We start from the raw sequence: 18,837 nt of genomic DNA on the forward strand, positions 1-18,837 counted from the left end.
GTTAATTATTGACCCCGGCGCAGGGGCCTTTTTCAGGCTTGGGCCAGGTCCAGCAGCAGGGCATCGGCCGACGCATAACGGTCGTCGGGGTTCTTGGCCATCAGCCGGTTCACGATGGGCTGCAGGGCCGCATGCGCCGCGGGCAGGACCGGTGTGTCGGCATGCAGGTGTTTGGCCAGCAGCGACTCCAGGGAGTCCGCGACGAAAGGGCGCTGGCCGGCCAGCATTTCGAACAGCATGACGCCCAGGCTGTACAGGTCGGAGCGTACCGTCACGTCCTTGCCGCTCACCTGCTCCGGGCTCATGTAGTAGGGCGTGCCGACCACGTCGCCATGCCGCGTCTGGGTCAGGCCCAGGCTCTCGGCCTGCAGCATGGACTTGGCAATGCCGAAATCGGCCAGTGCCACCGAGCCATCGCTGCGCAGCATGACGTTTTCGGGCTTGATGTCGCGGTGCACGATGCCGTGGCTGTGGATGGCGGCCAGCGCCATGGCCAATTGCCGCCCCACGGTCAGCGCGCGCTCCCGCGTCATGCCCGGGCCGAACAGGCCGCGCAGGTCGCCGCATTCAAAGTACTCCATCGCGATATAGGCATGTTCATCGCTGAAACCCTGGTCGTGAATGCGGATCACGTGCGGGTGTTTGATCTGGCTCAGCAGCGCATATTCCTGGATAAAGCGCACCAGGTGCTCCGAGGCTTCCTTGCCGCGCGAGTCCAGCACCTTGAGCACGATGGGCAGGCTGTCGGCTTCGCGTTCGGCGAGGTAGACCTCGGTCATGCCGCCTGCGCCGATTTTTTTGGTGACGCGGTAACCTTTGAGGCGTACCGGTTCAGTGTCGTCTGCGAAACGCTGGTCTTTCAGCGCGGCCAGCTTGGACTGCAGCGCGTCCTTGACGGCCCGGGCCGTGATCTCGGAATTGGTCCGTACCGCTGCGCTGATTTCTTCGGCCCTTTCCGTCAGGCTGGCCATGCCGTGGATCTTGTCGTCCATGCCGGTGACCATGCCGGTGATTTCCACCACGTCCAGGGTTAGCTGTTTGCCGGTCACGGCTAGCGTGTCCTGTGTTCCTGTCTGGATGCCGGCCCCGGCCCCGGCGAATACGGCGCGGCTGGCCAGCACGGTCCAGCCCCGCTCGCGGGTGGCTGCCTCCAGGCGTGCCGCCAGGCTGACGGCGTCGCCGACCGGCACGACGGCGTGGCTGCCCGCCGGCCCCATGGGACACAGCGTGACCTCGCCGCAGTGCAGCCCGATGCCGACGGCAAAGGGCGGCAGCCCGCGTGCGGCGAAACGTTGCGCGAGCCAGGCCCGGAATTCATGGGCGGCAAGCGCCATCGCCAGTGCCGCGGAAATCGCGCGACGCTGCGCCGACAGTGGCGAATCGCTGAGCGTGTTGGCAAACACGGCCATCAGGCCATCGCCGACAAACTTGAGGTGCCGACCGCCGTTCTTGAGGGCGGGCTGGCTGCTGCGCTCGAAATACTCGGTCAGCAACTGCGAGACTTCGCTGGCTTCGAGTTTCTCGGCCAGCGAAGTGAAGTTGCGGATCGTCGACACCAGCACGGTGGCATCCAGCACCGGTCCCGGCTCATTGCCGGCCGGGAGGTCGACCGAAAAAGCGGCGGGCCGGCTGCCGCCAATGTGGCTGGCATAGGCTGCACGCAGGCGGGCCTCCAGGGCCGCCAGGCCGGAGGCGATGCGCGTGTCAACCAGGTTTTTCTTGCGCAGTTGCGCCTGGACCGCATCGAGCAGTTCGGTACGTGTAAACGGCTTGGACAGGTAATCGTCGGCGCCGGTGGTCATGCCGCGGCGCATGCTGCCGCGGTCGTCCAGCGCGGTCAGCAGCATGAAGGGCGTGGTGGCCAGGGCAGGGTCGGAACGAATCGCCGCCAGCAGCGCGAAACCGTCCATGTCGGGCATGTTCACGTCAGAGATGATCAGGTCCGGCGTGCGGGCCCGGGCATGCGCCAGGCCGGTGCGGCCATTGGCGGCGGACACGGCTTCAAACCCTTCCAGTGTCAGCAGGCGGGCGATGTTGCTGCGAATGGCGTCGTCGTCTTCAACAACCAGGATCACATGCATGTGTGGGCCATTTTCTTGCCGCGGCAGCCGCTGTTCAGCCGCCGTGGTCCAGCGTGAAGCCGGCGTTGCGGTCCTGTCCCAGCCGCGCCACCATTTGCGGCAAGGCGGCCTGCAGCTCGGCCTTGAGCGTGTGCGGCGGGTTGATTACAAACATGCCGCTGGCCGGCAGGCCGGGGCGTTTGACGTCGCCGGCTTCGTCGGTGGTGAGCTTGCTGGACTTGACGGTGAGCGTGGCGTTGAGCCAGCTGCGGCCCGCCTTGGTGGCGAGGGTCTTGAGCTTGCGCGGCAGGTCGTGGGCCTCGGGGCGCGGAATGATGGGGTACCAGACCACATAGGTGCCGGTGGCAAAACGCTTGACGGCGTCTCCCATGCAGGCGGCCACCCGTGCGTAGTCGGTTTTGATCTCGTAGCTTGGGTCGCACAGCACCATGGCGCGGCGTGCCGGCGGCGGCAAAAAGGTCTTCAGCACCTCGAAGCCATCTTCGCGCGCCACGGTAACCTGCCGGCCCACACCGAGCTGGGCGATGTTGCCGGTTAGCGACTTGAAATCGGTCGGGTGCAGCTCGAACAGCTTGAGCTTGTCGCGCCCGCTGAGAAATTGCTGTTCGATAAAGGGCGAGCCGGGATAAATCTTCAGGTGTGCCGGGTCGCCGCTTTCGGCGAACTGCGGGTTCAGCCCGCGCAGCAGATCAACGTAGTCCTGCAGCGCAGGCGCCAGGGCTTCTTCGGCGGTTGTTTTTGCCGGATCCGTGGTTTTGGAGGTTGCTACCTTTTTGGTAGCTGCTTGCGCCGGCACGGCGGGGGCTACAGGCGTATTTGATGCAGAAAACAGGCGAAACACGCCTTCCCGCGCTTCGCCGCTGGTTTCGGTGTAGTCGCCGTCCAGGCGGTACAGCCCGGCGCCGGCGTGCGTGTCGATCACGGTCAGCGCCGTGTCTTTCTGGGTCAAATACTTCATCAACGCGATCAGCGTGGTGTGCTTGAGCACGTCGGCATGGTTGCCGGCATGGAAGGCGTGGCGATAACTGAACATGCGCTATGTTAACGGGCGCCGCCTTTCCGGCCTTCGCCGGCGCTTGCAATCAGCAACACAATCCCGACGGACGCGTTGTTCTGACGGGCAGGCTGTCTTGACGCCGAACGGGCCGCCATGCCTAATTGCAGGCCAACCTTGCTTTTCGCCTCTGTTCATGACCGTTTCCCACAGTCCAACCCCTGTTTCGCTGATCACGCATGTGGATGCCTTGCCGGTAGGTACACGCCTGGCTGAGTTCGAGTTGCTGGGTTTGCTGGGCGTCGGCGGGTTTGGCATGGTTTACCAGGCCTTTGACCACTCGCTGCAGCGGCAGGTGGCCATCAAGGAGTTCATGCCGGCGGCGCTCGCGTGCCGCGGTGCGGAGGGCGCGGTGACCGTTCGTGACCCGGCCGACCAGGCGGCTTTTCAGGCCGGGCTGCAGTCCTTTGTGGCTGAAGCGCGTTTGCTGGCGCAGTTCGACCACCCTTCGCTGGTCAAGGTGTTCCGCTACTGGGAGGCGCAGCAGACCGCTTACATGGTGATGCCTTTTTACCGCGGCATCACGCTGCAGGCGGCGCGCAGCCAGATGCGCAGCCCGCCGACCGAGGCCTGGCTACGCAAGGTCTTGTGGGCGGTGCTGGGCGCGCTCAAAACGCTGCACCAGGGACGTGCGGTGCACCGGGACGTCTCGCCGGACAACATCTTCCTGCAGGACATCGGCCCGCCAGTGTTGCTGGACCTGGGCGCGGCGCGCCATGCCATGGGCGGCAAGACGCAAGACCTGACCGACGCCTTCAAGCTGAGCTATGCGCCGCTGGAGCAGCACGCTGGCGCACCCGACATGCGCCAGGGCCCGTGGACCGATCTGTACGCGCTGGCCGCGGTGGTGCATGGCCTGCTGTGCAACAAGCCGCCGCTGCCGGCCACTTTTCGTGCGGTGCGCGACCGCTTGCCGCCGTTTTCCCGCGTGGCACGCACGGTGCAAGAGCAGTTTGGCCTGGGTTATTCGCCGGCCTTTGTGCAGGCGATAGGCCAGGCCCTGGCGATTGACGCCAAAGACAGGCCGCAAACCGTGGCGGCCCTGGTACAGGCGATGGCGCTCGAAACGCCCAATGGCATGTCCCGCTTCGACTGGCGTGCCGAACTGGGCCCGATCTGGGCGCCGCCTGGCTTGTCCGCCCCGCAGGCCGTTGTCAAGGTAGAGCCCGAGCTTTCACAGCCACCGGCTACGAGGCCGAACGACGACCCGACCCAGCCTTTTGTGGCACCTCGGCGCCGAGACACGGCAGTCCGGCATCCGTCCATGTCCACCCCCGAGCCTTCATTTGCGCCTACCACTGCACATGCGTCCACACCCGCAGCGCTGGCTGCTTCGGTGGCCCGGTCTTCCAGCCGGTCGTGGCGCCTGGGCGCCGGCGTGCTGGGCGTGGCTATTGCCGCTCTCGTGCTGGGTTTGGTGCTGGGACGTGGCAGCCGGATACCGCAGCAGGCTCCGCTTGCCCAACAGGCCGCCCCTCCCGCCGCCAGCGCGCAGCTTCCCGTCAACCAGGCTGCACCGGTTGAACCGATCCAGTCCGTCGTGGCGTTGTCCGCACCGGTTTCGACGGCAGCCGAACGGCCGGGTGCAGAGGTGGTCCCGTCACCCCCGGCTCCCGCTGCGCCGGAGCTGCGGGCTGCCTCGGTGGCGAAGCGGGGTTTCCTAAAGAAAGCGAAAGCTGCGTCGCCATCAGACGCTGCCAGCCTGGCGCCCCCAACTCCGGTGCCGGTGGTTATTGCTGCGGTGCCGGCGCGTGCGAATGTGCCCGTCACCGCGCCGCCGGATCCGTTGGCCCTCTGTGCTGACAGCAATTTTGTGACCCGGCCCATGTGCATCTTTCGCCAGTGTCAGAAGCCGGAGATGGCCGGGTTGGCCCTGTGTGTTGAAAACAACGCCCGTCTCAAAAACAGCCGTCGCCCCGACGGTTTGTAACCAAAAGCGGCCAGAAATGGCTCATCAAACTGCTGGTCGAGCGCGCAGGATGATGAAATCCCCGCTCAGGCCCGCCAATTTTGTATAATCGTGGGCTTCGCAGCGATTGGCTGGCCCCGCGGCGAGGCTTGAATCCCACCTAAGAGGTTTCCATCAGAGAAACACCGACCGTGGAAAAGGGCTGCTCAAACCAACTTTTGAAAAGTAAACCCATGACAACTTTCAGCGCAAAACCCGCTGACGTGGTGCATGAGTGGTTTGTGATTGACGCGACCGACAAGGTCCTCGGACGAGTAGCCAGCGAAGTTGCTCTCCGTTTGCGCGGCAAACACAAGGCCATTTATACGCCTCACGTCGATACCGGTGACTTCATCGTCATCATCAACGCAGCCCAGCTTCGTGTCACCGGCGCCAAGTCGACTGACAAGATCTACTATCGCCATTCGGGTTACCCCGGCGGTATCTCGGCCACGAATTTCCGCGACATGCAAACCAAGTTCCCGGGCCGTGCCCTGGAAAAAGCCGTCAAGGGCATGCTGCCCAAGGGCCCGCTCGGTTACGCCATGATCAAAAAACTCAAGGTGTACGGTGGTGCAGAACATCCGCATACCGCCCAACAGCCTAAAGTGCTGGAAATTTAAGGAGCCTTGAGATGATTGGTGAATGGAACAATGGCACCGGCCGTCGCAAATCGAGCGTCGCCCGCGTGTTCATCAAAAAAGGCACTGGCAAGATCACGGTCAACGACCGCGACATCCAGACCTTCTTCGGTCGTGAAACTTCGATCATGATCTGCAAACAGCCCCTGTACCTGACCAACCATGTCGAAACCTTCGACATCATGGTCAACGTGCACGGCGGCGGTGAATCCGGCCAGGCCGGTGCAGTGCGCCACGGCATCACCCGGGCGCTGATCGACTATGACGCCACCCTCAAGCCGGCGCTGAGCCAGGCCGGATTCGTCACACGTGATGCACGTGAAGTCGAACGTAAAAAGGTCGGTTTCCGTTCGGCACGCCGCCGCAAGCAGTTCAGCAAGCGCTAATCCGCTTTTGCTGTCCACGAAAAGCCGCCTGGTTTGCGCCTGGCGGCTTTTTTCATGGGTGCTCGGGTGCGAGCGGGCTTGCCTGACGCAAACCCTTACCTTCGCTTCACGGGCGTGCCCTCAATACCGCCCAGCACTGCGTGCACAATGCAAGCTCCTTGAGTTAAAAATGGCAGGACCTGCCCTTGAAATTTCGCCTGTTCCGCCGCCGCCTGACCATCAGCTCACCGCGCGTGACCATCCGCACATCCTTGCCCTGGCCGCTGCGCTGGACACTGGGCGCCATGATGCTGGGTTTTTCTGCAGCCATCGCCTTGTGGACCTTCGAACTCGGCGTCAGTATTGCGGGACTCGACAAGGACGCCAAGCTCGAATTGACCAAGCTGCGTGAAGAGGTCGCCATGCTACGTGCCGAACGCGACAAATCACAGTCGATTGCCAACATTTCGGGTAGCCTGCTGACCGCCGAAAAAGCCGCGCAGGAAAAGATGATGGCCCAGATCCGGCAACTCCAAGTGGACAACCGGCTGCTGCGCGACGATCTGGGATTTTTTGAGAAGCTCCTGCCTGCCGGTGGCGGGGAAAGCGCCGCCATCCGCGGCCTGCAGGCTGAAGCCTTGTCGGACATGCAGGTCAAGTGGCAAGTGCTGGTGATCCAGCCGACCCGGGATGCGCCGGTGTTCAATGGCAGGCTGGAGCTGACTTTTAACGGCACCCTGGCCGGCAAGCCGTGGACGATGGGGCTGCCCGGCGGTGCCCAGCCGCTGCAGTTCAGGCAGTACCGGCGCATCGAAGGAGTTCTCGACCTGCCCCCCCTAGCCGTGGTAAAAACGGTGACCGCCAAAGTGGTCGAAGGAACAGCTGTCCGTTCCGTCCAGACCGTCAAGCTCTGACCCTCCAGCCCAACCCACAGGATGTATATGTTCGGTAAAAAGACACAACCCCCGATCAAGAGCCTGATTGCCCAAGGCAGCTGTATTGAAGGCAACCTGAAGTTCACCGACGGTTTGCGCATTGATGGCGAAGTGATCGGTGACATACGTGCCAATGAAGGCAGTCCCAGCATTCTCGTGATCAGTGAGTCGGCTTGCGTCACCGGCCATATTTATGCGGACCACGTCATCATCAATGGCCGGGTGATGGGGCCGGTTCACGCTGCCGAGCTTCTCGAATTGCAGCCCAAGGCCAAAATTCAGGGCGATGTGGCCTACAAGGCGCTTGAAATGCACCAGGGCGCCGTCATCTTTGGACAGCTGCGTGCTACCAATCAGGAGCCTAGCGACAAGCCCCTCCTGAAGCTGGCTGCCAGCAATGTCGAGAAAAACCGGGAAGAAGTCTCAGTCAGCGGCTACGGCCGACTCTAAGCCTGCACGCGCCCTATGGTTGATTGAATTGCTGTACTATTAATCGACAGTCGTGAAAAACGGAGTTCCCCATGAGCGCAGTAGCTGAAAACATCCAGACCGAAATGCCCGCCCCCTTTGTCTTTACCGACAGCGCTGCGGCCAAGGTTGCTGACCTGATTGCCGAAGAAGGCAATCCGGACCTGAAGCTGCGCGTGTTCGTCCAGGGCGGCGGATGCTCCGGCTTCCAGTACGGCTTCACTTTCGACGAGATCACCAATGAAGACGACACGACCATGACCAAAAATGGTGTCTCGCTGCTGATCGACGCGATGAGCTACCAGTATCTCGTCGGCGCCGAAATCGATTACAAGGACGACCTCGAAGGCGCCCAGTTCGTGATCAAGAATCCCAACGCCACCAGCACCTGCGGCTGCGGCTCGAGCTTTTCGGCCTGAGTTTCTTTCAGATCCACAAAAAAGGACCTTCGGGTCCTTTTTTCATGGCAACCGCTCAACGTAAGCAGTCGACACCGTTGGGGTTTTCACTTCAAGCCAGGGCCGCGGATCCGGCTTTGCCGGTCCGCAGGCGTAGCGGCCCCCTCGGGGGGCAGGAGCTACACGCAGTGAGCGACCGTGGGGGCCAAATACATCGCGCCCAGCACGCGTGGGCCCTTGGCCCCCGTTACTGCCACCAGATTCCCCGGCAACTGCTGGTGCCAGGCGCGAGCCAGCCAGGCAAAGGCCGCAGCTTCCACCTGCAGCGGTGGTAGGCCATGCCTGGCCGTGGACTGGACGGTGACCCCAGGCAGTGCCAGTGCCAGTTTCCGCATCAGCTCATCGTTGAAGGCGCCGCCACCGCACACCAGCAGTTCGGTGGTGCGTGGCGCATGGCGCAGCAGGTCGCGCGCACAGGCTTGGGCCGTCAGGGCCGTGACGGTAGCCTGCACGTCCTGCGCTGGACTGCTTTCAAAGCCCTGGAGTTGCGCGGTCAGCCATGCAGCATTGAACAGGTCGCGCCCGGTGCTCTTGGGAGGTATCTTGTCAAAGTAGGGTTCTGCCAGCAGCCGCGCCAGGAGGCCGGGAATGACGGCCCCTGACGCGCCCCAGCTGCCTTTGGCGTCATAGGCCTGCCCGGTATGCCGCAGGCACCAAAGGTCCATCAGCGCGTTACCGGGACCGCAGTCAAAGCCCTGCACACCGCCTCTTTCCTGTTGCGCTGGGAGCAGGGTCAGGTTGCTGATGCCGCCGATGTTGAGGACGGCGATGCTGCGTGCCGGCTGTGCGAAGACAGCGTGATGGAAGGCAGGTACCAGTGGCGCGCCCTGGCCGCCAGCGGCCAGGTCGGCGCTGCGAAAGTCGGCAACCACGTCGAGCCCGGTGAGTTCGGCCAGCAAGGCCGAGTTATTTAATTGCAGCGTATAGCCCGCATTCGAACCGCCACTAAGTGGGTCGTCCCCAAACTCCTGTGGCCGGTGACGCACGGTCTGGCCATGGGCACCTATGGCCAGCACGTCGCCTGGGGTGATGCCTTGGGGAATTGCCTGTTCCAGCAGGGCCTGGACAACCTGTGCGTACACCCCGACCAACTGGTTGGCAGCCAGTGCAGCGCGGTGCAGCTCGTTGTGTCCGGCGGTGTTGAGGGCCAGCAATTCGGCCTGGAAAGTGGAGGAAAAAGGAGCGGAGGCAGAAGCCAGGACACGCGGCGCAGACACTGAAAAATCCACCAGCACTCCATCTGCGCCATCAAGCGAGGTGCCCGACATCAACCCAATGTAGTAATCAGCCATGAGGCATTTTGCCGCAAGGTGGCCAGAGGCAGCACTCCAGGGGATGTGCGAGCGTAGGAGCCGAGGTTTCTCCAAGCTCCGTCCCCTGCGAGCAGGGGACGCGGATCTGGCTTTGCCAGTCCGCAAGGCGCAGCGGCCCCCGCGGGGGGCAGGAAGCTACACGCAGTGAGCGACCGTGGGGGCCAATGTTTTTCCGCCGGGCCGCCCCGAGGAAAAATGCGCCCCTCGGGGGGCAGCGCATTACACGAAGTGAAAAGCGTGGGGGCTCTGTTTTTCCGCCGGGCCGCCCCAAGGAAAAATGCACCCCCTCGGGGGGCAGAGAGCTACACGCAGTGAGCGAACGTGGGGGCCAGTCTATTCAGCCCGAACTCGCGTCATGTCCGCAGCGGCTTGCAACTGTTGCCTGACATTGCCTGCCAGTTGGCGGAACAGGGGTTGCGCTGCAGCTGACAGGGGAATGGTTTCGCTCTGCTTGGCAATGTTCATCGGGTCCTGGTGCATGCCATTGACGCGGAATTCGAAGTGGAGGTGGGGCCCGGTGGCCCAGCCGGTCGAGCCGACCGCGCCCAGGTGCTGCCCCTGGCTCACGCTCTGACCTCTTTGCACGTCGATTCGGCTCAAATGGGCATAGACCGTGGTGTGGCTGTTGCGGTGTTTGACGAACACAACGTTGCCGAAACCGTTTTGCACGCCGGCAAACTCGACGATACCGTCGCCGACACTGCGTACGGACGTACCTGTGGGGGCGGCGTAGTCAACACCCAGGTGGGCGCGCCAGGTTTGCAAAATAGGATGGAAGCGCATCTTGAAGCCGCTGCTGATCCGCGAGAACTCCATTGGTGACGCGAGGTAGGCACGGTGCAGGCTCTGGCCATCCAGCGTGTAATAGCCGCCGCGGCCGGAGGTGGTGCCAGCGCCCTGGCCGGGTGCCGGTTCGCGGAACCACATGGCCTGCAGTTTTTTGCCGCCGTTGGCGAATTCCGTGCTGAGCACGCGTCCGGTGCGCAAGGCTTCGCCGTCGGCTTCCAGCGTTTCGTAAACCACGCTGAAGCGGTCACCCTTGCGCAATGCACGGTGAAAGTCGATGTCACCCGAGAAGATTTCCGCAATTTGCACGGCGACTGCGTCGGGGATGCCGGCGTCGTCAGTGGCGGCAAACAGCGAGGTGCGAATGGTGCCGCCGGCCAGCTGAGTCGAACTGGTATAGGCCGCTGTTTCCACACGCGAAGAGAAACTGTTGTCCGCCGCACGCTCGACCACCAGGCGGGTGAACTTTTCCTCGTCGTCGGTCGCCCAACGAACTGTCAGCTTCAGCAACTGGTTGCGGTCGGTGGCCTCCACCGTCACGCTTTTGCCAGGACGCCCCATCAGGGTCAGGCGGCCATTGGCATCGCTGCGCAAAAAGGCAGCCGCGGCAGCATCGTCGATGTTCAGGCGCCGCAGCAGGCTATCGGCAGTGTCCGTGCTGCGCGTGGTTTCGTTGCGAAACAGCTTGAACTGGAAACTGCCGAGGGCCTCGGTCTGCGCTTCCGTCGGCAGGCTCTGGACGGTTTCCAGAATCTGGCGAACTGGCAGGTCGGCAGCATCAGGTGCCAGGGGCGCGACACCGAAGGCGGTAACCCCAGTTCCCAGCAACAGGGCAGCCAGAGTGCCCGTGATTCTTTTAGGATGGCGACGAAGAAGGCTTGTGGCGGTTTGCAGGCAGTACGTTAGATCGTTTTTGTTCAACACAGGGGTTCCCCAACCTTGCTAGGCCTCAGGCGGCATAAGCAGCTTGATAGCGAATGATGATGGTGTTGTGCAATCCCCGACAAGATGGGTGATGGCAACAACTTAGAATTGGTTTGCAATTTGCAGGCCAGCTGACGCAGGGGCCGGGCAATGGCAGAACAGCGAGTATATATGTCAGACAACTGCCCGACATGTGAAAAACCCTTATGAATCAAGAGCTTGTTACAAAATTCCCCCTCACGGACAAGGCCAGGGCCGCCTTGGCGGTGACCTTGCGAGGTTGTGAGGAATTGCTACCGCAGAACGAATGGCTTACAAAACTGGCGCGCTCCGAGGCTACCGGCATCCCGCTGCGTATCAAATTGGGCCTGGACCCGACCGCGCCTGACATTCATGTCGGACATACCGTTGTCCTGAACAAAATGCGTCAGCTTCAGGATTTGGGCCATACGGTGATTTTCCTGATTGGCGACTTCACCTCCCTGATCGGTGATCCGTCAGGAAGGAACAACACGCGTCCCCCGCTCACAGCCGAGCAGATCAAGGTCAACGCCGAGACTTACTACCGCCAGGCCTCCCTGGTGCTGGATCCGGCCCGAACCGAGATTCGCTACAACAGCGAGTGGAGCGACCCGCTGGGTGCGCGCGGCATGATCGAACTGGCCGCCAGATACACAGTGGCGCGCATGATGGAGCGCAACGATTTCCACGACCGCTTCAAGGCCGGTACGCCGATCAGCGTGCATGAGTTCCTCTATCCGCTGATGCAGGGTTATGACTCGGTGGCGCTCAAGTCCGATCTCGAGCTCGGCGGAACGGACCAGAAATTCAACCTGCTGATGGGCCGGCACCTGCAGACCGAGTACGGCCAGGAGCCGCAGTGCATTTTGACCATGCCGCTGCTCGAAGGGCTGGGCGGCGTGGAGAAAATGTCCAAGAGCAAGAACAACTACATCGGAATTTCTGAAGATTCAAACAGCATGTTCGGGAAAGTACTTTCGATCTCAGATGTGTTGATGTGGAAGTGGTACACGCTATTGAGTTTCAAAAGCGAACGCGATATTGCAACGCTTAAGAAAGAGGTTGATGCCGGACGTAACCCAATGGAAGTGAAAATATTGCTGGCCCAAGAGATCGTGTCGAGATTTCATGGGAGTAGCGCTGCAGAAAATGCACTGGTTGAGTTTCGTCTACAGCGCGCCCAAGGCAAACCGAGCGACATAGTTGAAGTTATTTTTGAGTCACTTGGGAAAATAGTGAAGCTGCCGTTTCTGCTGGCGCAAATAGGGCTATGCGCGTCTCAGGCTGAAGCTCGCAGGGTAATTACGTCCGGCGGCGTAAAAATAAACGGTCAGAAGGTAACTGACATAGAGACGGTGTTTAAAAAAGGGGACAGCTTTTTGTTGCAAAAAGGAAAGCTTGAATTTCGAAAAGTTGAGATTGCTTAGTGCGTTGACATGAGTGCGGTTTCACATTTGGAATTTCTACAAGTCGGTAAAAAGATTTCTGTTACCGGCTTTCTAGGAATAGAGAATTTTCGAGTTCTCTTGGCTGCTATTCACGGACTAGTCCATAAGCAAGGGTACGACGATATCGTTCTTGACTTTTCTGACTGCACCGCAGCATTCCCCGGCGCAATGCTGCCGGTGTGCGCTGCGTGTCTCGCGCATCAGAAGGCAGGCGTGAGATTTTCCTTGGTGCTACCTACGGACCCTAAGTTAAACAAGCTATTCCTCGACACAAACTGGGCCTATTTGATAGATGCGGCTCAAACCGAAACGCTTTATCGAGGCTATCTTCAAGTACCGGCAACGAAATTCGTTAACTATGAAGAGCAGGGAAGGCTCGTCGATCGGGTAATTGAGGCTGTATTAAAAAGCGTGCCGGGATTTGCTCGTGAAGATCTCGAAGCTTTAGAGTGGTGCTTTTCGGAAATAACCGACAACGTTCTTAATCACGCGAAATCTCCGATAGGTGGCCTAGTTCAACTATCGAATAGATCCAATGTGCGACGCATTGAGTTTGCAGTTTGCGATTTTGGGGATGGAATACCAAGAACCTTAAAGCCCTCACACCCTGAAATTCACGAAGACTACGATGCGTTAAGTTGGGCAATTCGTGAAGGTGTTACCCGGGATACGGATGTAGGTCAAGGAAATGGTCTTTTTGGTTCGTCTGAGTTGTGCTCGGGAAGCGGTGGATTTATCAACATACAGTCTGGAAAAGGAAGCTTGCTAAAAAGCGCGATAGGCACCCGGTTGAGGAACGAAAAAATTCCTCTAATGGGTACTTTAATTGATGGGTGCATTAGCTATGCGTTCCCAGGTGAGCTAGCCAAAGCCCTGAAATTTCAGGTATCGGGCAGCGATTTTCTGAGCTTGCGTTACGAATTAGAGGAACAAGTCCCTAGGATAGTGGTTCGCGATGAGGTGGGCAGCGTGGGCGCTCGATTGGGTGCCGCGCCTATACGGATCAAGGCTTTAAATCTACTGAGTATGGCTAAAATAGAACAAGTCGCCGTGGATTTTGTTGGCGTGCCGTTGATTTCCAGTAGTTTTGCGGACGAGGCTTTGGGAAAGTTGGCTGCGTTACTGGGCCTTGAAACGTTTCAGGCAAGAGTTCAAGTCCTGAATGCCAACCAAACAGTTGTTGGCCTGATTAATCGAGCGATTCAGCAACGGTTGGCTTTGCCGGATCGAGTGATTCGTTGAACACATTGCTAGGCATAGACGGATTTGGTTTTGCACGAAATTGATTGAATTCGTTGGATTGAATTGATTCGTCAGCGACAAGGCGCTCAAGCTGGGCGCGGGGACTTATGTTGTGTAGGTCGACAAGCGCAAATTTGCCCGCGTGACCCTCGGATAGGTGCCGCCCTAACGGCCGCCAGCCTGCTCCAGCATCTTCACCATCTCCATGTAGCCGCGTGACTTCGCAAGTTGCAGCGGCGTGTTGCCATGGCGGTCGGCCAACTGCAGGTTCGCACCTGCGGCAATCAGGGCCTGCAGGGTTTGCTGGTGCCGCGGCTCACCGTCGCCGAGCATCACCGCTTCGATGGCCGCCGTCCAATGCAGGTTGTTCACATGGTCCAGCGGCGCGCCGGCTGCGATCAACTGCCTGACCACCCCCTCGTGGCCCAGATGCGCGGCAGCAATCAGTGCCGTGCCGTCGTAGCGGCTGGTCACCTGTTTCGCACTCGCACCCAGGGCCAGCAAGGCGCGCAGTGTTTCCTCGTCGTCGGCCACCGAGGCGATGGTCACCGCGTCATAGCGGTCTTTGTCCAGCAGGTTGATGTCTGCGCCCGCTTTGACCAGGACGCGGATCGCCTCGCGCTGCCGTGCAAAGGCCGCTACGTGGATCGGTGTGCGGCCGTTGCCGTCCCGTGTGTTCAGGGCTTTCCCCAGCGCCAGTTTCTCGATGCGTTTGACATCGCCCGTGTGCGCTGCAGCGTGAAGGCCCTGGTAGGCGGCGATTTCCTGCGCACCCGGCGCGGTCTGGGCCGCTGCGGGACTGATCGCTACACCATTGATACCGCAGGCTAAGGCGAGCAACAGGCGCAATAGGGATCCTGAAAGGCGGGTACTCATAGCGGCGTCCTTGTGCATGCATGCTTCAGCGGGCCTTTTGACCTTGTCCGGTGCGACCATCGCTGGCCGCGGGCGGGTCGCCGTAGCGAAATGATTTGCGGTATCGCAAAGCCAGGGCGTTGCCGCATTTTTGCATGGCAGCCGGGGTGGTGAACCCAGTGGACTCCCGGTTGCCCGACATCGCCGACAATGCCTGCATGAACTGGCCGGATACCCAAACCCTGACACCCCAGCGACTGCTCTGGGCTTCTGTTCTGGTGGCGGGAATCACGATTGTGCTGAAGACCCTGGCCTGGTACATCACCGGTTCGGTGGGTTTGCTGGCTGACGCCATGGAATCCTTCGTCAACCTGGCCAGTGCCATCTTCGGGCTGGCCATGGTGACCATTGCCCAGCGGCCCGCAGATGACGATCACCCGTATGGCCACCACAAGGCCGAATATTTCTCCTCAGGTTTCGAAGGTGCGCTCATCGTTGCGGCGGCCGTGGCCATCATCTGGGCAGCAGGACACCGCATATTTGATCCACAGCCCCTGCAGCAGGTGGGCTGGGGCCTGGCACTGTCAGTGATCAGCTCGGGGCTGAACGGCCTGCTCGCCTGGTTCATGTTCCGCTCGGCCAAGGCCTACCGTTCAATTGCCCTTGACGCCGATGCCCGTCACCTGGTCACCGACGTCTGGACATCGGCCGGTGTGGTGGTGGGCATAGGCGCAGTGGCGCTAACCGGCTGGCTATGGCTGGACGCGCTGGTGGCCATCGGTGTGGCGCTGAACATTCTGTGGGAAGGCTTTCAGCTGATGTGGCGTTCATCCCAGGGTTTGATGGACGAAGCTGTTGAGCCCGAGGTGCTGTCCAAAATTGACGAAACGCTGGCCGGTTTTGTGCACGCCACCATCCGCTTCGACCACCTGACCACGCGGCGGTCCGGACAGCGGCGCTTTGTCGATCTGCACATGCACATGCCCGGCAGCTGGTCGCTGGGACGAGCAGCAGCCTTGCGCACCAGCGTCGAGCAGGCACTTATGAGCGCAGTGCCGGGCTTGCGCGCTACCATCCAGCTGTTGCCCTCCGATGTGGAAGCGCATTTTGACGACGAAAAAGATTTGATCTGAACGGATGCCTCGAGGGTAGAGTGTTTTCCTCCGAAGTTTTTTCAGAACGATCGTATGCACTACATCTCGCGTCTTCTCAAATCGTTGGCCATTTTTCTGGCTCTCGCAGGTGGCTGCACCGGCGCCGCCGGCGCTGCCGAGATACGCGTGCTCAGTGCCGGCGCCATCGAACCCGGCCTGAAAGCCGCTGCTGCTGCGTTTGAGAAACAGACCGGGCATGGCGTCCGGATCACATTCAACACGGCGCCCGAGCTTCGCAAACGCATGGCCGGGCCGTCCGACTTCGATGTGGTGATTGCACCGCCCGCTGTGGTGACCGACCTGGCCGCTGCCAGCAGGCTCGCGGAAGTCCGCGCCAACGTGGGCCGGGTCGGTGTCGGGGTGGCAGTCCGTGAAGGGGTTCCGTTGCCGGACGTCGCCAGTGTCCAGGCGCTTCGCGCCTCGATGCTGGCAGCCGACTCGCTGGTCTTTAACCGAGCCTCAACCGGTATCTACCTGGAAGGCCTGTTGCAGAAAATGGATATCAACGCCCAGGTCGAAGGCAAGACCACCCGCTACTCCGACGGCGCTGCGGTGATGGAGCATGTCATCCGCGGCAAGGGGCGCGAAATCGGTTTTGGTGCGACGACTGAAATCCTTTTGTATCGAGACAAAGGGCTCAAGCTGGTCGGGCCCCTTCCGGCCGACGTGCAGAACTACACCTCCTACACGGCCGCGCCGCTGGCCTCCAGCCGGCAACCTGCGCTGGCTCAGGAGTTTGTCGTGTTTCTCTCCAGCGCTGTAGCCAAGCCGCTGTTTGTGGCCGCCGGCGTGACGGACTGAGTTGCCTGCATGAAAGCGGTTTTACAGCGGGTCGCCCGCGCCCATGTAGAGATTGCCGGGGAAACCGTGGGCCGCATCGGTCCGGGGCTGCTGGTACTGCTGTGCGCCGAGCGCGGTGATGCCGACCTGCAGGCCGACAAGCTGCTCGCCAAGGTCCTGAAACTGCGCATCTTTGCCGACGAGGCAGGCAAGATGAACCGCAGCGTGCAAGACGTGGGCGGCGGCCTGCTCGTCGTTAGCCAGTTCACGCTGGCTGCCGACGCTTCAGGCGGCAATCGCCCCAGCTTCACCGGCGCGGCGGCGCCTGACGAAGGAAGGCGCTTATACGATTACTTCGTGGCGCAAGCGCGCTTGGCCCATCCGCAGGTGCAGACCGGGCAGTTTGCGGCGGACATGCAGGTGCACCTGGTCAATGACGGGCCGGTGACGATTCCTCTGCGGATCGAGCCGCTTTCAACGGAGTAGGTGTTGGGTTGAGCTTGGTTGAAGGTTGAAGCCTTCTTTGATTCCAGCGGTTGGGGTCTGCCTGTCAGCCGGGGATTGCCCGGCGGCAAGTAACTTTCTTTTGCGTCGCTGTATGGACCGGGGAGATACGAAACAGGTGTGCGGAGACATAGGAAACACCTTGAAGTCTCAGCGGGCTACCCCCGGCTTGTTGGCACACCACCACAGAACGAGTTACCAGAGATGGATCCCGGACCAAGCCCAGGATGACAAATTTGGCGAGTGGTTGATTTAGTGCGCTATAAATTCAATAGCTGCTCGCGCCCGTAAAACAAGGGCGATATGCCAATTCGACAAATGAAAACTCAGAGGTAGGGGTTTTTGATCCCCAGGCCGGCAAGTATTTCAATTTCGCGCGCTTCCATCTCCTGAGCATCCGCTTCACTGGTCTCATGGTCCCAGCCCTGCGCATGCAGCGCACCATGCACCAGCAGATGCGCATAGTGCGCCTGTAGTGTTTTTTTGTTCTCACGCGCCTCTTTGGCAATCACCGGCGCGCACAGCACGAGGTCGGCCGTGACCAAGGGTTCCTGCGTGTAGTCGAAGGTCAGCACGTTGGTGGCGTAGTCTTTTTGCCGGTAGCTGCGGTTCAGTGCCTGGCCTTCTTCGGCGTCCACGATGCGCACCGTGATCTCGGCATCGTTGTCCAGCGCGTGGCGAATCCAACGTGCCACGCTGTGGCGCGGCAGCGCAGCGCGGTGGCGTCTGGCGTCCTGGATGTCGCCGAACTGTAGCGACAGGCTCAAGTGTTTAAGAGCCATTTCGGCTTTTGGTCCTTGTGGGGCGGGCGACAGGCACTATCGATTCTATAGCGTCGTCGATGTCCGGGGTTTTTCCCTTATAGCCGTCGTAGGCGTCCACGATGCGTGCCACCAGCGGGTGCCGAACGACGTCGGCGCTGGTCAGTCGGGTGATGGCAATGCCCTTGACACGCTTGAGCACGCGTTCGGCGTCGATCAGCCCGCTGAGCTGGGTGCGCGGCAAATCGACCTGGCTCACGTCACCCGTCACCACGGCCTTGGCGCCGAAACCGATGCGCGTCAAAAACATCTTCATCTGTTCTGGTGTGGTGTTCTGCGCTTCGTCGAGGATCACAAAGGCGTGGTTCAAGGTGCGGCCGCGCATGAAGGCCAGCGGCGCGATCTCGATTTGCTGGCGCTCGAATGCTTTCTGCACCCGCTCGAAACCCATCAACTCATACAGCGCGTCGTAAAGCGGCCGCAGGTAGGGGTCGACCTTCTGGTTCAGATCGCCCGGCAAAAAGCCCAAACGCTCGCCGGCTTCGACGGCTGGCCGGGTCAGCACGATGCGCTGCACCGCGCTGCGCTCCAGCGCATCGACTGCGCAGGCCACGGCCAGGTAGGTCTTGCCGGTGCCGGCCGGGCCGATGCCGAAGGTGATGTCGTGGGTGGCGATGTTTTCCAGGTAGGCGCCCTGGTTGGCGGTGCGGGCCCGCAGGTCGGCGCGGCGGGTGGACAGCGCCATGACGCCGTCCGGTGCCAGGCTCAACGCGGTGTCGCCAGCCAGCATCAGCTGCACGGTTTCCTCGGGAATCGGACGCTGCGCCATCTCATACAGGGCTTGCAGCACTTCCAGCGCCTGCTGGGCCTTGACCTTGGGCCCGTCGATCTTGAACTGCTCGAAGCGGTGCGCAATCGTGACCTGCAGCGCCGCCTCGATGGTGCGGATGTGCGAGTCCATGGGGCCGCACAGGTGGCCCATGCGGGCGTTGTTCGGCGGGGTGAAGGTGTGGCGAAGAATCAAATGCAGGCTTTCCGGACGGTTGGACCGGTCAGAACCGGTGGGGAACAGACAGATGGGTGATTGTCCCCCGATATT

The 18,837-nt window shown here is 61.0% G+C and carries 18 protein-coding genes; 11 read left to right on the forward strand and 7 right to left on the reverse strand.

What is annotated here, in order from left to right:
* Nucleotides 1–32: 32 nt before the first annotated feature.
* Nucleotides 33–2,081 carry a protein kinase gene (locus ABI660_RS01435; protein ID WP_348064204.1) on the reverse strand — a complete coding sequence of 683 codons (2,049 nt, stop codon included), beginning with the start codon at nucleotides 2,079–2,081 and terminating at the stop codon, nucleotides 33–35.
* Between the two features lie 34 nt (nucleotides 2,082–2,115).
* Complete coding sequence (gene rlmJ / locus ABI660_RS01440) at nucleotides 2,116–3,114, reverse strand: 23S rRNA (adenine(2030)-N(6))-methyltransferase RlmJ (RefSeq protein ID WP_348064206.1); 999 nt, start codon at nucleotides 3,112–3,114, stop codon at nucleotides 2,116–2,118.
* Between the two features lie 157 nt (nucleotides 3,115–3,271).
* On the opposite strand from rlmJ, the gene ABI660_RS01445 reads away from it, so the two are divergent.
* From ABI660_RS01445 to erpA, 6 genes are all read left to right on the forward strand, one after another.
* Nucleotides 3,272–5,065: a serine/threonine-protein kinase gene (locus ABI660_RS01445; RefSeq protein WP_348064208.1), complete on the forward strand. Its 1,794-nt coding sequence runs from the start codon at nucleotides 3,272–3,274 to the stop codon at nucleotides 5,063–5,065.
* A gap of 212 nt (nucleotides 5,066–5,277) precedes the next feature.
* Nucleotides 5,278–5,706 carry a 50S ribosomal protein L13 gene (gene rplM, locus ABI660_RS01450; RefSeq protein WP_077593211.1) on the forward strand — a complete coding sequence of 143 codons (429 nt, stop codon included), beginning with the start codon at nucleotides 5,278–5,280 and terminating at the stop codon, nucleotides 5,704–5,706.
* A gap of 11 nt (nucleotides 5,707–5,717) precedes the next feature.
* The gene (gene rpsI / locus ABI660_RS01455) at nucleotides 5,718–6,110 is read left to right on the forward strand and encodes a 30S ribosomal protein S9 (RefSeq protein WP_348064211.1); all 393 of its coding nucleotides are present in this window, start codon (nucleotides 5,718–5,720) and stop codon (nucleotides 6,108–6,110) included.
* Between the two features lie 185 nt (nucleotides 6,111–6,295).
* Nucleotides 6,296–7,003, forward strand: coding sequence for a DUF6776 family protein (locus ABI660_RS01460; RefSeq protein ID WP_348064213.1), 708 nt, complete (start codon nucleotides 6,296–6,298; stop codon nucleotides 7,001–7,003).
* 27 nt (nucleotides 7,004–7,030) lie between these two features.
* Nucleotides 7,031–7,474, forward strand: coding sequence for a polymer-forming cytoskeletal protein (locus tag ABI660_RS01465; RefSeq protein ID WP_348064215.1), 444 nt, complete (start codon nucleotides 7,031–7,033; stop codon nucleotides 7,472–7,474).
* A gap of 71 nt (nucleotides 7,475–7,545) precedes the next feature.
* Nucleotides 7,546–7,911 carry an iron-sulfur cluster insertion protein ErpA gene (gene erpA / locus ABI660_RS01470; RefSeq protein WP_096698577.1) on the forward strand — a complete coding sequence of 122 codons (366 nt, stop codon included), beginning with the start codon at nucleotides 7,546–7,548 and terminating at the stop codon, nucleotides 7,909–7,911.
* Nucleotides 7,912–8,069: 158 nt separating this feature from the next.
* On the opposite strand, the gene ABI660_RS01475 is transcribed toward erpA, so the two are convergent.
* Complete coding sequence (locus ABI660_RS01475; protein ID WP_348064218.1) at nucleotides 8,070–9,242, reverse strand: anhydro-N-acetylmuramic acid kinase; 1,173 nt, start codon at nucleotides 9,240–9,242, stop codon at nucleotides 8,070–8,072.
* A gap of 354 nt (nucleotides 9,243–9,596) precedes the next feature.
* A complete protein-coding gene (locus ABI660_RS01480; protein WP_348064220.1) occupies nucleotides 9,597–10,970 on the reverse strand; it encodes a M23 family metallopeptidase in 1,374 nt (457 codons plus the stop codon).
* Between the two features lie 209 nt (nucleotides 10,971–11,179).
* On the opposite strand from ABI660_RS01480, the gene tyrS reads away from it, so the two are divergent.
* Nucleotides 11,180–12,421, forward strand: a complete 1,242-nt coding sequence (tyrS, locus tag ABI660_RS01485) for a tyrosine--tRNA ligase (RefSeq protein ID WP_348064222.1) — start codon at nucleotides 11,180–11,182, stop codon at nucleotides 12,419–12,421.
* Nucleotides 12,422–12,430: 9 nt separating this feature from the next.
* Nucleotides 12,431–13,684 (forward strand): ATP-binding protein, encoded by a 1,254-nt coding sequence (locus tag ABI660_RS01490; protein WP_348064224.1) that lies wholly within the window; start codon nucleotides 12,431–12,433, stop codon nucleotides 13,682–13,684.
* 165 nt (nucleotides 13,685–13,849) lie between these two features.
* On the opposite strand, the gene ABI660_RS01495 is transcribed toward ABI660_RS01490, so the two are convergent.
* Nucleotides 13,850–14,560: an ankyrin repeat domain-containing protein gene (locus tag ABI660_RS01495; RefSeq protein ID WP_348064226.1), complete on the reverse strand. Its 711-nt coding sequence runs from the start codon at nucleotides 14,558–14,560 to the stop codon at nucleotides 13,850–13,852.
* A 197-nt stretch (nucleotides 14,561–14,757) separates the two neighbouring features.
* Here ABI660_RS01495 and ABI660_RS01500 point away from each other — a divergent pair, with 197 nt between their 5' ends.
* From ABI660_RS01500 to dtd, 3 genes are read left to right on the forward strand one after another with little or no spacing between them, the layout of a single operon-like run.
* Nucleotides 14,758–15,672 carry a cation diffusion facilitator family transporter gene (locus ABI660_RS01500; RefSeq protein ID WP_348064228.1) on the forward strand — a complete coding sequence of 305 codons (915 nt, stop codon included), beginning with the start codon at nucleotides 14,758–14,760 and terminating at the stop codon, nucleotides 15,670–15,672.
* 54 nt (nucleotides 15,673–15,726) lie between these two features.
* Nucleotides 15,727–16,494 (forward strand): substrate-binding domain-containing protein, encoded by a 768-nt coding sequence (locus tag ABI660_RS01505; protein ID WP_348064230.1) that lies wholly within the window; start codon nucleotides 15,727–15,729, stop codon nucleotides 16,492–16,494.
* A gap of 9 nt (nucleotides 16,495–16,503) precedes the next feature.
* The gene (dtd, locus tag ABI660_RS01510) at nucleotides 16,504–16,959 is read left to right on the forward strand and encodes a D-aminoacyl-tRNA deacylase (protein WP_348064232.1); all 456 of its coding nucleotides are present in this window, start codon (nucleotides 16,504–16,506) and stop codon (nucleotides 16,957–16,959) included.
* 344 nt (nucleotides 16,960–17,303) lie between these two features.
* Here dtd and ybeY read toward each other — a convergent pair whose 3' ends face one another.
* On the reverse strand, nucleotides 17,304–17,759 hold the full coding sequence (ybeY, locus tag ABI660_RS01515) for an rRNA maturation RNase YbeY (RefSeq protein WP_348064234.1): 456 nt from the start codon (nucleotides 17,757–17,759) through the stop codon (nucleotides 17,304–17,306).
* Nucleotides 17,749–18,762, reverse strand: coding sequence for a PhoH family protein (locus ABI660_RS01520; protein WP_348064236.1), 1,014 nt, complete (start codon nucleotides 18,760–18,762; stop codon nucleotides 17,749–17,751). The genes ybeY and ABI660_RS01520 overlap by 11 nt, the downstream gene beginning before the upstream one ends.
* Nucleotides 18,763–18,837 lie beyond the last annotated feature (75 nt).

Source organism: Polaromonas sp. (genome assembly GCF_039930745.1).
Classification (GTDB): Bacteria; Pseudomonadota; Gammaproteobacteria; order Burkholderiales; family Burkholderiaceae_C; genus Polaromonas.